Origin of the sequence: Pseudoalteromonas sp. NCCP-2140 (assembly GCF_023708065.1) — a bacterium.
Lineage (GTDB): Bacteria > Pseudomonadota > Gammaproteobacteria > Enterobacterales > Alteromonadaceae > Pseudoalteromonas.
In genome coordinates, this window is sequence record NZ_BRCZ01000010.1 from 1 (window position 1) to 14,267 (window position 14,267).

Annotated in this window: 14 protein-coding genes; 5 read left to right on the plus strand and 9 right to left on the minus strand. The window is 41.8% G+C overall.

Annotated elements, in window-relative coordinates; translation table 11 throughout:
* Nucleotides 1–370: 370 nt before the first annotated feature.
* Genes NFU46_RS16445 through gpmM form a run of 4 tightly spaced genes read right to left on the minus strand, consistent with a single transcriptional unit; the run spans nucleotide 371 to nucleotide 5,156 of the window.
* Nucleotides 371–1,129, minus strand: coding sequence for a divergent polysaccharide deacetylase family protein (locus tag NFU46_RS16445; RefSeq protein ID WP_251603359.1), 759 nt, complete (start codon nucleotides 1,127–1,129; stop codon nucleotides 371–373).
* A gap of 35 nt (nucleotides 1,130–1,164) precedes the next feature.
* Entirely contained in the window at nucleotides 1,165–2,433 is a 1,269-nt protein-coding gene (locus NFU46_RS16450) for a S41 family peptidase (protein WP_058586641.1), read from the minus strand.
* A 35-nt stretch (nucleotides 2,434–2,468) separates the two neighbouring features.
* Nucleotides 2,469–3,608, minus strand: a complete 1,140-nt coding sequence (locus NFU46_RS16455) for a murein hydrolase activator EnvC (RefSeq protein WP_175082536.1) — start codon at nucleotides 3,606–3,608, stop codon at nucleotides 2,469–2,471.
* A gap of 3 nt (nucleotides 3,609–3,611) precedes the next feature.
* Nucleotides 3,612–5,156 carry a 2,3-bisphosphoglycerate-independent phosphoglycerate mutase gene (gene gpmM, locus NFU46_RS16460; protein WP_054562803.1) on the minus strand — a complete coding sequence of 515 codons (1,545 nt, stop codon included), beginning with the start codon at nucleotides 5,154–5,156 and terminating at the stop codon, nucleotides 3,612–3,614.
* A 192-nt stretch (nucleotides 5,157–5,348) separates the two neighbouring features.
* On the opposite strand from gpmM, the gene NFU46_RS16465 reads away from it, so the two are divergent.
* The 4 genes from NFU46_RS16465 to gpsA are packed head-to-tail and all read left to right on the plus strand — an operon-like array spanning nucleotide 5,349 to nucleotide 7,610.
* Nucleotides 5,349–5,780 carry a rhodanese-like domain-containing protein gene (locus NFU46_RS16465; RefSeq protein WP_054562817.1) on the plus strand — a complete coding sequence of 144 codons (432 nt, stop codon included), beginning with the start codon at nucleotides 5,349–5,351 and terminating at the stop codon, nucleotides 5,778–5,780.
* 30 nt (nucleotides 5,781–5,810) lie between these two features.
* Nucleotides 5,811–6,068, plus strand: a complete 258-nt coding sequence (gene grxC, locus NFU46_RS16470; protein ID WP_054550973.1) for a glutaredoxin 3 — start codon at nucleotides 5,811–5,813, stop codon at nucleotides 6,066–6,068.
* 42 nt (nucleotides 6,069–6,110) lie between these two features.
* The gene (gene secB / locus NFU46_RS16475; RefSeq protein ID WP_058586639.1) at nucleotides 6,111–6,599 is read left to right on the plus strand and encodes a protein-export chaperone SecB; all 489 of its coding nucleotides are present in this window, start codon (nucleotides 6,111–6,113) and stop codon (nucleotides 6,597–6,599) included.
* A 3-nt stretch (nucleotides 6,600–6,602) separates the two neighbouring features.
* Nucleotides 6,603–7,610: an NAD(P)H-dependent glycerol-3-phosphate dehydrogenase gene (gene gpsA / locus NFU46_RS16480; protein ID WP_251603361.1), complete on the plus strand. Its 1,008-nt coding sequence runs from the start codon at nucleotides 6,603–6,605 to the stop codon at nucleotides 7,608–7,610.
* Nucleotides 7,611–7,684: 74 nt separating this feature from the next.
* On the opposite strand, the gene NFU46_RS16485 is transcribed toward gpsA, so the two are convergent.
* Both NFU46_RS16485 and trmL read right to left on the minus strand, forming a co-directional pair.
* Nucleotides 7,685–9,568, minus strand: a complete 1,884-nt coding sequence (locus NFU46_RS16485; protein WP_251603363.1) for a bifunctional diguanylate cyclase/phosphodiesterase — start codon at nucleotides 9,566–9,568, stop codon at nucleotides 7,685–7,687.
* A gap of 104 nt (nucleotides 9,569–9,672) precedes the next feature.
* A complete protein-coding gene (gene trmL, locus NFU46_RS16490; protein ID WP_251603365.1) occupies nucleotides 9,673–10,137 on the minus strand; it encodes a tRNA (uridine(34)/cytosine(34)/5-carboxymethylaminomethyluridine(34)-2'-O)-methyltransferase TrmL in 465 nt (154 codons plus the stop codon).
* Nucleotides 10,138–10,238: 101 nt separating this feature from the next.
* On the opposite strand from trmL, the gene NFU46_RS16495 reads away from it, so the two are divergent.
* Nucleotides 10,239–11,147, plus strand: a complete 909-nt coding sequence (locus NFU46_RS16495; protein ID WP_082665683.1) for a cation diffusion facilitator family transporter — start codon at nucleotides 10,239–10,241, stop codon at nucleotides 11,145–11,147.
* Here NFU46_RS16495 and NFU46_RS16500 read toward each other — a convergent pair.
* Genes NFU46_RS16500 through NFU46_RS16510 form a run of 3 tightly spaced genes read right to left on the minus strand, consistent with a single transcriptional unit; the run spans nucleotide 11,126 to nucleotide 14,144 of the window.
* Complete coding sequence (locus NFU46_RS16500) at nucleotides 11,126–12,067, minus strand: alpha/beta fold hydrolase (RefSeq protein ID WP_251603367.1); 942 nt, start codon at nucleotides 12,065–12,067, stop codon at nucleotides 11,126–11,128. The two genes, NFU46_RS16495 and NFU46_RS16500, sit on opposite strands and share 22 nt — an antisense overlap.
* A complete protein-coding gene (locus NFU46_RS16505; RefSeq protein WP_251603370.1) occupies nucleotides 12,068–13,453 on the minus strand; it encodes an ATP-binding protein in 1,386 nt (461 codons plus the stop codon). It abuts the gene before it with no gap.
* 1 nt (nucleotide 13,454) lies between these two features.
* Nucleotides 13,455–14,144 carry a response regulator gene (locus NFU46_RS16510; protein WP_175078501.1) on the minus strand — a complete coding sequence of 230 codons (690 nt, stop codon included), beginning with the start codon at nucleotides 14,142–14,144 and terminating at the stop codon, nucleotides 13,455–13,457.
* Nucleotides 14,145–14,267 lie beyond the last annotated feature (123 nt).

Genomic DNA, 14,267 nt, shown 5'->3' on the forward strand with positions numbered 1-14,267 from the left:
ATTACTTTGTAGTTTTTGATGAAGAAACTTACCGACTTGAAAAACATTTTTTGCCAAGTCGATACTAATTAGGTTAAATTTTGACATGTATGGATTCCTTATTGGTAAAAGTAATTGTCCAATCTCTTTATACCGTACTCACCCTATTTGGGGGAGGAGTCCATACATCTCCTACAAGTACACTTTACCTAGAACCTAGAGCCTCCGGCAGAGGGATACGCAGCAACAAACACCCACACCGCGCGGCTGATCGCTGACGGCTGAAAGCTGATAGCTCTGTGTTGGGTTTCGCTGTGCTCTAGCCAACCTACGCCAGACCTCAAAACTTTACTCTTTCAACTTTCCCCTCGCTAACTTACTTTTATAACACTCATTCCCCTGGTCTTTGCTCTGCTTTGGCAAGCTGAATGTATTTTGTTTCGACTAGTTGTGACAGGGGAACAAGTTCGAAGCCTTGTTGTTGCAGTTCAGGGAGGGCTTGTTGTAGAAAAGCAACGGTTTCTGGGTAGGGGTGGGCAATGGCGATTGCGTAGTTGAAGTGTTCAGCTTTGCTTTTTAGTTCTTCAAGTTGGTGTTGTAGCTGACTTTGGGTGACATTGTTATCAAGAAATACATGACGGGATACGTTTGCAACACCATAGAGGTTAGCAACATTTTGTGCTTCGCTTTGACTCGTTGTTCGGCTATCTAAGAAGTACAAACCTCGTTTCTTTAATATTTCCATCGTCCATTTCATCGGCTCGGTAAGCTGTGTTAACTCAGAGCCCATGTGGTTATTGACCCCTTTTACTTGTGGTAAAGAGGCTAACGCATGGCCAAGTGTTGTTTGTAACTCTGACTTACTCATAGTATCGGTGAGTGCACCCGGGCCAAGTGCTTTACTTTTATCAAGCGCTTGCATTGGTACATGTAAAAGTAATTCTTTATGAGTTCTACTGGCGCGTTCAGCAAATATTTGTGAATAGGGTGTATGGGGCAAGATTGAGAAGGTCACTTGCCCTGGTAAGTTTAATATTTCAAGATCTCGCTGATGATTGCCTATATCATCAATTACTATGGCTATTTGCTTTGCTTGGCAGAATAGCGGTAGGCAACATACGGCGAGTAATAAGCCTGTTTTTAAATTCACTTTTTGTAATTATTATATCCGTTGTGAGCATTTACTTACTGCATAATAAAGAGCTGCTTTGCTGTAAGTTGCTTTTTGTCTTGTCCATCTAGAAGTGAGCTAAAAAGCGCCAATTCTTGGATGTTTTTTATTATAACGCCTTGGTCAATTTCTGAAAGCATTGTTTGATTAATACTCACATCTGGGGTGATCCCCTTTCCATCGATAGATTGACCCGCTGGTGTGTAATAACGTGCTGTAGTCAGTTTTAATGCGGTATTACCGTTACCTAAAGGTATCAAGGATTGCACTGAGCCCTTACCAAAAGAAGTTTCGCCAATTAGCACCGCTCGTTGATTATCTCTTAATGCTGCTGCGAGTATTTCAGCGGCAGAGGCAGAGTTTTCGTTAATCAGTACAGCAATGGGAGCGCCACTGAGTATGTCGCCTTTATGGGCTTTATACTTCTGATTAGCTTCATTAAAGCGGCCTTTGGTTGACACTATGGTGCCGTTATCTAAGAACAGATCTGCAACTTCAATGGCCCCTTGTAATGTACCGCCTGGGTTATCGCGTAAATCAATAATTAAACCTGAAAGAGGGAAGCTATTGGTGACCTGCATTTTTGCAAGCTCCCGAGCAACATCGTGTAATGTGTGGTTATTGAATGAGTTGATACTGATAAGCGCAACGCCTGTATCTGCTAAATGGCCATGAACGCTTTGTAAGTTGATTTGTTGGCGCTTAATCGAGAAATTTAGCTCAGTATCTTTCTCTCTTTTAACAGCAACATCGACAGCACTTTGACCGCTTTGGCGAATTAATTTAGCCACTTCTTCGATGCTTTTGTCTAAAATAGGTTGTTGATTAATCGCTATAACTTCATCATTTACCTGAAGACCCGCAAGCGCCGCAGGTGAGTTATTAATAGTGTTAACAATATAAACCCGACCATCTTCAACTTTTACTTCTATACCGAGTCCTGTGTATCTACCATTAGTGCTACTGAAGATAGCATCGAGCTCAGTTTCGTCGAGGTATTTTGAGTATGGATCAAGGCGTTCGAATAACGCTTCGACTTGTAAGTTATCAGGCTGGGTTACAAATGAGTTTTGTAGTTTCAGATCATCAACATAATATGTATGGATATTAAATAGGATTTCGTTTAGTTGCTGATGCTGTAGTGACTGTAACGAGGGTTTTGCAACAGCCTGAAACGATTGCAGTATCAGGCATAGCAAGCTGACAAGTAATAAAAAAGACAGCTGAGTAAAAAACTTAGCTGGGGAAAAATGAGCTTTGTAAGAGTAAGTTGTGTTTAGCATCAGCTGCTCCTCATAGAGTGCAGCTATTTAATCAATTAAATGCGTCTGCACCATTTTACAGGATTTACTGCGCGTCCTTTGTGGCGTATTTCAAAGTATAGACCAGGATCCGGTTGTCCGCCGCTTTGACCGACTAATGCAATTGTTTCGCCTTCTCTAACAAGGTCGCCAACATCGCGAAGTAGAGTTTGAGCGTGACCATATAAGCTCATAAAGCCATCGCCATGATCAATTGCGATAACCCAGCCAAAGCCATTTAGCCAGTCTGCGTAAACAACTTGGCCGTTCTGTACGCTTTTAACATTACTGCCTTCTTTAGCGCTGATAAGTACGCCTTTCCAATCTATGTTGCCGTGCTTGCGTTGCCCAAAGCGGTGGCGTAATGCCCCTTTAGTTGGCCAGTCGAGTTTGCCCTTACTACTTTGTAAGCCGAGTAATTCAACCTTTTCACTTCGCTCTTGTTCAAGCTCTTCAATGGCGGTGATTAGGGTTTGCTCATTTTCTTTTAAGTAATCAATAGAGCTTTTAGTTTCTTTTAACGCTGACTGGAGTTTATTTAGGTTAGTTTTACGCTCTTGTTGTGCATTGACTAGAGCTTGCTGGCGTCTTTTTTGCTCATCATATAAGGCAACTAGACGTTGTTTGGTTTTTTCAAGCTCAGCCTGGTTGTCTGCAATTTCTTGCTGTAGTGCTTTGAGCTCTTCAATTTGCTCAATACGCGCTTTATTTAAATAATTATAATAACTTAGCGTGCGCTCAATTTTGGCTGTGTCTTGTTGGTTAAGCAACATTTTTGAGTAGTCATGGCTACCCGCCATGTAGGCGCTTTTTAGTTGTGCAGCTAATAAGGTTTGGCGCTGTGCTTGCTGGGCTTTAAGTTGCTCGGCTTTAGCTTGTTGTTCTCGTTGTTGTTGCTCATTTTCTTTAACTGATTGGGCGGCAAGGTTTAATGCTTTGGCATTTTGAGCTATGTCGAGTTCATGGGCGCGCAGATCTTTGCGCATTTGGGCAATGGACTTGCGTTGACCTTTAAGCTCAGCCTCTGTTTTTTGTAAAGCTGATTGAATGTCTGATAAGTCTTTTTTGGTTTGATCTTCATTAGCAACAACCGAAGTTGCTACTAATGAAGTCAGTATTAAACCAGTTTTAAAGAAGTGGTTAATACATTTACTCATAGCTTATTTCAGCGTCATGATTGGTTTACCAGTCATTTCACTTGGCTGCTCTAAGCCGAGTAGGTGAAGCATAGTTGGAGCCACGTCACTCAATGTTTTACCATCATGTGGTGTTGCATCACGGCCAACATAGATAAATGGCACTGGCTCACTGGTGTGTGCGGTATGTGCTTGGCCCGTTGCTGGGTTAGCCATTTGTTCAGCATTACCATGATCGGCTGTAATAAGCGCTTCACCACCATGTTCTTCAAGTGCTGCAACTACGCGACCAATACAATGATCAACAGCTTCACATGCTTTCACTGCTGCTTCGAATACGCCTGAGTGACCTACCATGTCTCCGTTAGGGTAGTTACAGATGATGGCATCGTATTTACCGCTAGCGATTGCTTCAACAAGTTTATCGGTCAGCATTTCAGAGTTCATTTCTGGTTGCAGATCGTATGTTGCTACTTGTGGTGATGGAATTAGTTCGCGAGTCTCACCAACAAATTCATCTTCACGACCACCACTAAAGAAAAAGGTCACGTGTGCGTATTTTTCTGTTTCAGAAATACGTAGCTGTGTTTTACCTTGCTTCTCTAACCATTCGCCTAATACATTTGTTAAAGGCTCTGGGGCAAATGCAATCGGCGCTTTGATGTCTGCTGCATACTCAGTCATCATTACAAATGCGCTTAACTGTGGTGATTTTTTCTTATCAAAACCACTGAAGTCAGCATCAACAAAGGCACGAGTCATTTCACGTGCTCGGTCTGCTCTAAAGTTAGCAAAGATAACAGTGTCGCCGTCATTGATCTCAGCAGCTGCTTGGCCTTCTGGCACAACAGTTGTTGCAGCTACGAACTCGTCGTTCTCGTCACGTGCATAAGCAGCTTCTAGTGCGGTTACACCGTCAGTGTAGCTGTATTCTGCAATGCCACTCACCATAACATCATAAGCAAGCTCGACACGATTCCAACGGTTATCACGGTCCATTGCATAGTAACGACCAACAAGCGTTGCTAAACGGCCACAGCCAAGTTCTGCAAATAGGGCTTCGATGCGCTCAATTGATGCTTTTGCACTACGTGGCGGTGTGTCACGGCCGTCTAAGAAACCGTGGAAGTAAACTTCTTTTGCACCGCGCTTAGCTGCAAGTTCAATCGTTGCCACAATGTGGTCTTCGTGACTATGAACACCACCTGGACTTAAAAGACCCATAATATGCACGGCTTTGCCTGCATTTACAGCTTTGTCGATATTATCAACAAGCGCAGGGTTGCTATCGAACTCACCATCATCAATGGCTTTAGTGATGCGAGTAAAATCTTGGTAAACGATACGGCCAGCACCTAAATTTACATGGCCTACTTCAGAGTTACCCATTTGTCCTGCAGGTAAACCAACATCAAGTCCCGAACCTGAAATTAATGTATGTGGGCGGGTTGCCCAAAGGTTGTCGAGTACTGGGGTATTAGCAGCAAGTATGGCGTTACTTTCTGTGTCTTCACGGTATCCCCAACCGTCTAAGATCATTAATACCAATGGTTTTTTATGCTCTGTCATTATAGCTCCTGAAGATTGGCACTTATATATCACTAGCATACCGTGTTTTATGGTTTTGATCAGCTATCAATATGTCATATTAAAATATTTCACGCCCTAGCATTTTCAATTCAAGCACGTATACTTGCGTGGCAAATTTTAATTAACCCATGGCTATGCGCTGTGGTACCTAAATTTCTTAGTGGAAAACGCATGGATCAATATATTGAATTTATCTCGAATCATCCGGTTTTGAGCATTATCTGGTTAGCATTAGTCGCTATGCTGATCAGCAGTTGGTTTAAAAGTAAATTTTCGGCTATCCGTCAAATCAACCCACAGCAACTTACCTTGCTAATTAACCGTGATGATGGTCAAGTGATTGATATACGTGCACAAAAAGAGTTTAACTCTGGCCGTATTGCAGGCGCAACTCACTTAAATCCGGAAAAAGCAAAGCAATCTGATTTTTCAAGCCTTGAAAAGTTTAAGACTAAACCCATTATACTAGTATGTACCACGGGCATGACTGCCTCAGGTATCGCAACTGCAATGCATAAAGCAGGTTTTGAGCGTGTTTATGTATTAGCGGGCGGTATGGGCGCTTGGCAATCAGCTAGCTTACCAACAACGACCGGTCGTTAATAAGGCTCATTGCCCGATAGAGGAATTATTATGAGTAATGTTGTTCTTTACACAAAAGCATACTGTCCATTCTGCCAACGTGCTTTGGCGTTATTAGACAGTAAAGGTGTAGACTACACGAATATCGATATTGGTGTTCACCCTGAGCGTCGTGATGAAATGATCGACAAAGCAAATGGTGGTTACACAGTTCCGCAAATTTTCATTAATGATGAACATATCGGCGGTTGTGACGACATGATGGCAATTGAAGCGCAAGGCCTTTTAGACGCAAAGCTTAACGCTTAATAAATTTTTAAATATAAAAACGAATACAAGTTAGGAATTATAATGAACGAAGAAAATCAAAACGCAGCAGCAGAACAACAAGCCGGCGCTCAATTCTCAATCCAACGCATCTATACTAAAGATGTTTCATTTGAGACGCCTAACTCACCTGCTATTTTCCAAAAAGAGTGGACTCCTGAAGTTAAGCTTGACTTAGATACTCGTTCTAACAAATTAGAAGAAGGTGTGTTTGAAGTTGTTCTTGCTTTAACAGTAACGGCTTCAATCGGTGAAGAAACTGCATTCCTATGTGAAATCCAACAAGCGGGTATTTTCACAATTGGTGAAGTTGAAGAAGTTCAACTTGCACATATGTTAGGTGCTTTCTGCCCGAACGTACTTTTCCCTTACGCACGTGAAGCAGTATCAAACCTAGTTAACCGTGGTACTTTCCCACAATTAAACTTAGCGCCAGTTAACTTTGACGCACTATTTGCTCAATACATGCAACAACGTGCAGCTCAAGATCAACAGGCAACTGCAGACGCATAAGCTATGAGTACAGCACAATCAGCTGTTACAGTATTAGGGGCGGGGTCTTATGGCACCGCCCTTGCTATTTGCTTTGCCAGAAATGGCCACCCAGTGACCTTGTGGGGCCGCAATAGCGATGACGTTGCTACGCTTGCAGCTGAGCGAAAGAATCAACGTTATGTTCCGGATGTTAGCTTTCCTGAAACCCTCCAACTAGAAGCAGATTTAGAAACGGCAGTTAAAGCAAGCAAGATCATTTTGGTTGTTGTACCGAGTCATGCTTTTGCTGGCACGCTGCAAAAAATCAAACCTTGGTTGTTAGAAGGTGCTGAAGTTGCATGGGCGACTAAAGGTTTAGAGCCAAATACAGGGCGTTTATTACAAGAGGTAGCGGTACAAGAGTTAGGAGATGATGTTCCTCTGGCTGTGCTTTCAGGGCCTACATTTGCTAAAGAAATGGCTATGGGCTTGCCAACCGCTATTTCGGTATCGTCGACTTCTCAAGATTTTGCAAAGCAGCTGGCTGATCTCTTACACTGTGGCCGCTCATTTAGGGTGTATAACAATGATGACTTCATTGGAATACAACTTGGTGGCGCAGTTAAAAATGTCATTGCGATTGGCGCAGGTATGTCTGATGGTTTCGGCTTTGGTGCCAACGCACGTACAGCCTTAATCACTCGCGGTTTAGCTGAGTTGTGCCGCTTAGGGTGTGCATTAGGTGCTCGTTCAGATACCTTTATGGGTATGGCCGGCCTTGGTGACTTGATCTTAACCTGTACAGATAACCAATCTCGAAACCGTCGTTTTGGCCTTGCACTTGGCAAAGGTGAAGGCGTGGAAGCCGCGATTGAATCTATTGGTCAGGTTGTTGAAGGCTACAGAAATACCAAAGAAGTGTATTTACTTGCTGAACGCACAGGTATTGAAATGCCAATAACGGAGCAAATTTACCAAGTGCTTTATGAGAATAAAGATGTAAAAGAAGCTGCGATGGCACTCCTTGGCCGTGAGCAAAAATCTGAATAATTTAGATTGTGCACTTTTAAATAAAAAACGCGATTTATTTATCGCGTTTTTTATTTGAAGTACATTTGTAATCGTTAGCTAGATTGCTGTTTTTCTAGCGTGTCATTAATAAATTCGCTGACTTGGTTGGCTTTTAATGGCTTGCAGTAATAATAACCTTGTTGAAAATGACAGCCCATAATATGCAGCATGTAAGCTTGCTCTTCAGTTTCTACTCCTTCAGCAACCACATTAATATCCAAATACTTAGCTAGCCGCACTATGGTGGCGGTGATATTACGATCTTGGTCGTTTTTATCGATGTCTTTTACGAATGACTTGTCGATTTTGAGCGTATCGATTGGAAAACGCTTTAAGTAACTGAGTGATGAATGACCCGTGCCAAAGTCATCCAGCGCGATATGCACACCAATCGATTTAATACGTTTCATTTGCTGCTCTGCAAATTCAGGGTTATCCATCATGGCGCTTTCTGTGATCTCGAGTTCTAAGCAATGTGCTGGTACGTCAAATTTTGCTAAGTTGTCGATGAGGGTTTCAATAAGGCTGCTTTGCTGAAAGTGTAAGGCTGAAATATTAATAGCGACATTACCAAACGAAATGTTTTGTTTTCGCCACTGGGCCAGTTGATTAAGCAGCTGCTCCATCAGTAATTGGGTGAGCGGAATAATGGCACCATTTTGTTCGGCAAGCGGAATGAACTCATCGGGGTTAATCACACTGCCATCTTCTTGAGGCCAGCGAACTAATGCTTCAAAGCCGTATAACTGGTTATGCTGGGCATCAAACTTAGGCTGAAAATAAAGCTCAAACTCATTGTTAGTGATCGCTTTGAATAAAGCGCTTTCCTTGGTTAACTCGGTTGGGTCGAGTGTATGACGGTCTTTATCAAAAAATTGATACGTATTACGGCCCATTTTTTTTGCATGATTCAAAGCGCTATTTGCACTGCGCATTAAGTATTCACAGTTGTAGGCGTTGTCTGGATAGATAGCAAGACCACAGCAGGCAGATAGTGAAGTCTCAAAACCATCTAACATAAATGGGGTTTTAAACTGCTGAAGCACGATGTCTGCGGTTTTTTTAGCAAAAAATACGGTTTGACCTGAATAAAGATAGGGCGGCACGAGTACCGCAAATTCATCTGCACCGAGTCTTGCAATGGTAAAGCCTGAATTTAGTGAGTCAGTTAAACGACACGCCACTTCTTTTAGCAGTACATCGCCAATTGTGTGACCGAGCGAATCGTTAATTTTTTTGAAGTTATCTATATCAATAAAGATGATTAGCAGACTAGGATAAGTGTCGTTACAAGCATTGATTGCTTTTTCAAGGGACTCTATAAAAATGGCGCGGTTTGATAAACCCGTGACACTGTCTTTGGTAGTGAGCTTGAGCATAGTTCGCTCGTTATTCTTACGAGCTGTCACATCAGAAAACATGCCAACGTACCGTACAGAGTTTTTTGCAAAGCGTGATGTGATCACTTTTGTAATTGATAAATCAATGGCATAAGGTTGACCATCTTTGCGTAAATTCCAAATTTCGCCAGACCAATAACCGTCACTACTTAGCTCTTGTTGAATGATTTCTTCGAGTTGTGTATCACGACCGGCTTGCGTTAATGCTTTGAATTTTTTACCAATTATATCGGTTTTTTTATAGCCCGATATTTCACTAAACGCGTTATTAATTTCTATGATCCGAAACTGTTCATCGGTGACCCAAATACCATCTTTAGACTGGGAAAGTAGGGCATCCATTAGCGTCATCTTTTGGTTTCTTTGATAATAGATAACCGCAACAATGAGGATGACAATCGCTAAAAGGATCAGTAGTAATAGGGGAGTCGTATTGGGGGCTTGCAAGTTAGAGGGATTAGACACAGCAGCATAAGCAGCACTAGAAAAGTACTGCATCAGCAAAATGACACTGCATACTCGGGCGAAAAAGCGCATTAACATCCATCTTTAGGAACAAACTCACCTATTTAGGTTAGTCCATAAAAAATGGTCGTGCTAAACAATTAGTAAATATTTATTACAAGCGCTTTTTCAATGAGTTATTGACCGTTCACAAACCCCAGCTGACGCCAAGATTCATAAACAAATACAGCAACTGAGTTAGATAAGTTCATACTACGGCTGTCTTTTTGCATTGGAATACGTACACGTTGCTCTTTCGGCAACGATTGAATTAGAGCATCAGGTAAGCCACGTGTTTCAGGGCCAAACACTAAACAATCACCGGGTTGGTATTGTGCTTGATGATGAAATTGGCTGCCCTTAGTGGTGCAAGCATACACTTTTTTCGGTTGGCATTTTTCTAGATATGCTTCAAACGAGGCATGGCGCTGTACATGGCTAAACTCATGATAATCAAGACCTGCACGTTTTACGCGTTTATCATCCCACTCAAAGCCAAGGGGTTCAATTAGGTGTAACGCATAACCTGTGTTTGCGCATAAGCGAATGATATTACCCGTGTTTGGTGGAATTTCTGGTTGGTACAACACAATATCAAGCATGTGAATCTCATTTATAAGGATTTGATCTGCTGCTGAGTATACACGAACTAGAATTAAAAGATGATATACTCAACACAGTTACTCACTAAAGGTAAGTTGTTGTGCAGCATCGTAGTTATGAGTTTTGGGTTAAAACAGCCAGTATAGTCACCATTGTTATGGTGAGTCTGATGATCGCGGCAAAAAGCTGGGCATGGCTTGCATCTGGCTCGGCGTCAATGTTGGGTTCATTGACCGATTCGTTAATGGATATCACCGCCTCACTGATGAGTTTTTTAGTGCTAGGTTATGCACTACGCCCTGCTGATGACGACCATCGCTTTGGTCACGGAAAAGCCGAAGCATTAGCCGGGCTTGCACAAGCTGCTTTTATAGCAGGTTCTGGTTGCTTTTTAGCGTTTCATGGCATTGAGCGCTTATTTAATCCGGTAACCTTAAAGCACTCTGATCTTGGTATTTGGGTCAGTATTTTCGCTATTTGTTGTACGCTCGTGGTGGTATTTGTGCAAACTAAGGTGATAAACCACACCGAATCAATCGCCATTAAAGCAGACTCGATTCATTATAAAGGCGATTTAATTTTAAACTTGGCGGTATTACTGGCAATTGTGTTAGCGAAGTACGGTGTTGCTTATGCCGATCCATTGTTTGCTATTGGTGTGGCTGTTTATTTACTTTATAACAGCTGGGATATTGCTCGCGAAAGTGCGGATCACTTAATGGATAAAGAGCTCCCAGATGAAGAAAAACAACAAATATTGGCCATTGTGAATAGTCATCAAGATGTATTTGGCGCCCATGATATTCGTACCCGCCAAGGTGGTAAAATTAAGTTTATTCAGATGCATTTAGAGCTGGAAGACTCATTATCATTGATAAGAGCGCATCAAGTTGCTGATGAAGTAGAAGCATTAATTCAAACGCATTTTGATTGTGAAATGGATATTTTGATGCACCTAGACCCACTTTCTGTGGTTAACAAAACACGTCAAAGCTCTGCACAAAATTGATAAAAATCGCTGAGCACTGCTTGTCTGATCTCGTCGCGTTCACATAATAGTTCGTGACGAGCACCCGCATAGCTTTTTAGTTGTGCTTGCTTTTGTCTATGGATGAGTGCAAATTGCGCTGCGTTATCGACTACAGTATCTTGCTCTGCGCTTGCGATAAACAAAGGAATATCGACTTTTTTATCAACTAATGAGGCAATAAAATCAAACGATGCATTGAGCCAGCCATAAGTTACGCCTCCTAGTTGTAAATCACCTTCTGCTGCATAAAGCTCTCTGAACAGTTTATATCGAATTTCACTACTGGTTAGTTCATTAGCTGCAAAGTCGACTGGTAAATAATCGCTTTGGCCAAATGCGTAACTGCGGCCAAGACCAAGTAAGGATGCAATTTTAGCAGCCAGTTTTGCTACAGGCTTTGGCGTGCCTTTGGTATAGATATCAAACATCGGCGCTGATAAAAAAGCACCCGCAAATTGATGCTGATAGCGAGATAGGTAATCATAGGCAATGGCACTGCCCATAGAGTGGCCAAGCAAAACCTGCTTTCCTTGCCAGTGTTGATGCACCACTTTTTCTATAAATATAGCAAAGTCATCTGCGTAGTCAGTAAAGCGGTTTACATAACCCTTATGAGTGTTTTTTAAATGACGATAAGAGCGACCTTGCCCCTGGTGATCAACACTAAAAACTGCAAAGCCATTTTGATATAGCTCCCAAAGCAACTCTTTGTACTTAATTAAAGACTCTATTCGGCCAGTACTGATAACGATAGCCGTTTTTGCTTGTTGAGGGATTGCATAGCCATAATAAAGCTTGCCATGAGCGGTGCTCAGAAAGTCTTGCTGTAATTGCTCAGAAAAAAACTGATTAATATTAGGTAGGTTATTAACAAGACTTGCTTCGCTACTATAAAACATTTACTCACTCTTAAAAGGTAGACGGATGTTTACGCACAGTCCGCCATGTTCTTGGTTTTCAAGTGTTAGTGTACCATCATGTGCTGAGATAGCATTCTTTGCAATTGCAAGACCTAAGCCCGTGCCGCCTGTGCTTCTATCACGAGCATGCTCCTGACGGAAGAAAGGTTCACACAGCCTTGCTAGGTTTGCTTCATCAACCCCTTTACCGTCATCACAAATAGTGATGTAGATAGCATCTGATTCAACTAAACCTATTGAGATTGAATGTTCTGCGTATTTAATGGCATTGCGAAGTACATTCTCAAGCGCGCTGGCTATTAAGGTTTCATCGCATTTTAAATCGGCTGTTAGTGTACCATTAACAATAAGCTCTTTATTACTTTGCTTGGCCTCAAATTGAGCATCGTTGAGTACATGATCAACAATCACTTGTAAGGATTGTGTACTCAACGCCAAAGTTTGGCTTTTGGCTTCTAAGCGTGAAACTTGAAGTACATCGGCAATCATTTTATCGAGCTGATTGGCCTCTTTTTCAATACGCTCTAAATAAGCGTGTTGAGCATCATCTGCTTGCATTTGTGCAAGGCCTGTGGCCATTTTTAAACGCGTTAATGGTGAGCGTAGTTCATGAGAAATATCTGCTAGCAGTCGTTTTTGAGCGCTAATAAGCTGCTCAAGTTGCACCGCCATGGTATTAAAGTCACGACCAAGTACACCTAACTCATCTTGACGAGTAGGAGATACATCGGCACGGGCAGTTAAATCGCCATGAGCAAGCTTTTTTGCGGTTTCTTTCAAACTATTAATAGGTGCAATTAAGTTACGGCTAAAGAAGAAACTCAGCATCAAGGATGCAACTAAAGCTATCAGTAGTTTAAGCCAAACAGGCATTAGCCATAGGCTGACAAAAAACGGTTTCTTGCGTTTTTCATCGATTTCATAAAGATAAAACTTACCTTCAGGCACATTCAAAGCTACCGGCCCATAAGCTTGGTATTCATCGGTAAAAATAATTTGCGGACGCATATATTTGGTAAAGTTCAGCAAGCTTAAATCAATGTCTTTGGATACAGGTTCGCTAAGCATTTCAACACCATGACCCTCACCATTTAAGTACAGTAATTTATGCTTTGATAAGCGCGGATGAGATAAAACCTCTTGAGTTGGTTTACCGTGCTTAGCAACAATACGCTCAATACTTTTAGCAGTGTACTCAAGATTTTTCAGCATGGGTCCACGCAGGTCGTCATTGCCGACATTGCTCGTTAACTGGCTTAAAAACACCAGTATTGTGATAGTCGCTATGACAGTAACCCAAAACCAAGCAAATATTTTTAAAAACAAATAATGGCGGGGATGCTTTAGCCAGCTTGGAGTTTGCATATTATTCGCCTTGTATTAATACATAACCACTGCCACGCATGGTTTTGATCCGTTCATTACTAACATGCTCTGCAATTTTTTTACGGATGTTGCTGACATGCATATCGATTGAGCGGTCAAAAGGTGCAAGGCGTCTACCTAATACTTGTTCACTTATTTGCTCTTTGCTGATCACTTCACCGGCATGTTGCACTAGCATGGCAAGGATCTCATACTCAGTGCCGGTTAGGCTAAGTACATTATCATTAACAGAAGCCTCTCGAGTTGCGAAATTAACATTGATGCTGTTAACACTCAATGAGCTGGTCTGTTGGCTCGATAAGCTATTGATATGTTCGATGCGACGAGTAATTGCTTTAACGCGAGCTAGTAGCTCTCTGTGATTAAATGGCTTAGGAATATAATCATCTGCGCCTAGCTCTAAACCAAAGATACGATCAAAATCTTCGCCTTTCGCAGTTAACATGATCACCGGTGTGAGCTTATGTTGTCTTAATTGCTTTAGCACATCGAAGCCATCCATAGAGGGTAGCATCACATCAAGCAATATTAGCTCATAGTTATGCTTAATAGCTTGCTTTAGGCCTTCAGCGCCATCATGAACACACTCTACTGTAAAACCTTGTGCTGACAAGTACTCGCTGAGTAATTCGCACAATCCTGTATCGTCGTCGATCATTAATAGTTTCATTCTGACACCTAGCTATTTATTTCTTTAAGGTTATTTTACTCAGTAAATTGTGTAAAAGTGAATCTTTACACAACCTTTACACTGGCTTGCGTTCCTTTGCATTGAATTAGTTATAGTTAACCC

Excerpts from the sequence above, each read along its gene's own strand:
- gpmM (WP_054562803.1), bottom strand. The coding sequence starts at position 5,156 with ATGACAGAGCATAAAAAACCATTGGTATTAATGATCTTAGACGGTTGG.
- NFU46_RS16510 (WP_175078501.1), bottom strand. The coding sequence starts at position 14,144 with ATGAAACTATTAATGATCGACGACGATACAGGATTGTGCGAATTACTC.
- NFU46_RS16455 (WP_175082536.1), bottom strand. The coding sequence starts at position 3,608 with ATGAGTAAATGTATTAACCACTTCTTTAAAACTGGTTTAATACTGACT.
- NFU46_RS16465 (WP_054562817.1), top strand. The coding sequence starts at position 5,349 with ATGGATCAATATATTGAATTTATCTCGAATCATCCGGTTTTGAGCATT.
- NFU46_RS16450 (WP_058586641.1), bottom strand. The coding sequence starts at position 2,433 with ATGCTAAACACAACTTACTCTTACAAAGCTCATTTTTCCCCAGCTAAG.
- NFU46_RS16485 (WP_251603363.1), bottom strand. The coding sequence starts at position 9,568 with ATGCGCTTTTTCGCCCGAGTATGCAGTGTCATTTTGCTGATGCAGTAC.
- secB (WP_058586639.1), top strand. The coding sequence starts at position 6,111 with ATGAACGAAGAAAATCAAAACGCAGCAGCAGAACAACAAGCCGGCGCT.
- NFU46_RS16505 (WP_251603370.1), bottom strand. The coding sequence starts at position 13,453 with ATGCAAACTCCAAGCTGGCTAAAGCATCCCCGCCATTATTTGTTTTTA.
- grxC (WP_054550973.1), top strand. The coding sequence starts at position 5,811 with ATGAGTAATGTTGTTCTTTACACAAAAGCATACTGTCCATTCTGCCAA.
- NFU46_RS16500 (WP_251603367.1), bottom strand. The coding sequence starts at position 12,067 with ATGTTTTATAGTAGCGAAGCAAGTCTTGTTAATAACCTACCTAATATT.
- gpsA (WP_251603361.1), top strand. The coding sequence starts at position 6,603 with ATGAGTACAGCACAATCAGCTGTTACAGTATTAGGGGCGGGGTCTTAT.
- trmL (WP_251603365.1), bottom strand. The coding sequence starts at position 10,137 with ATGCTTGATATTGTGTTGTACCAACCAGAAATTCCACCAAACACGGGT.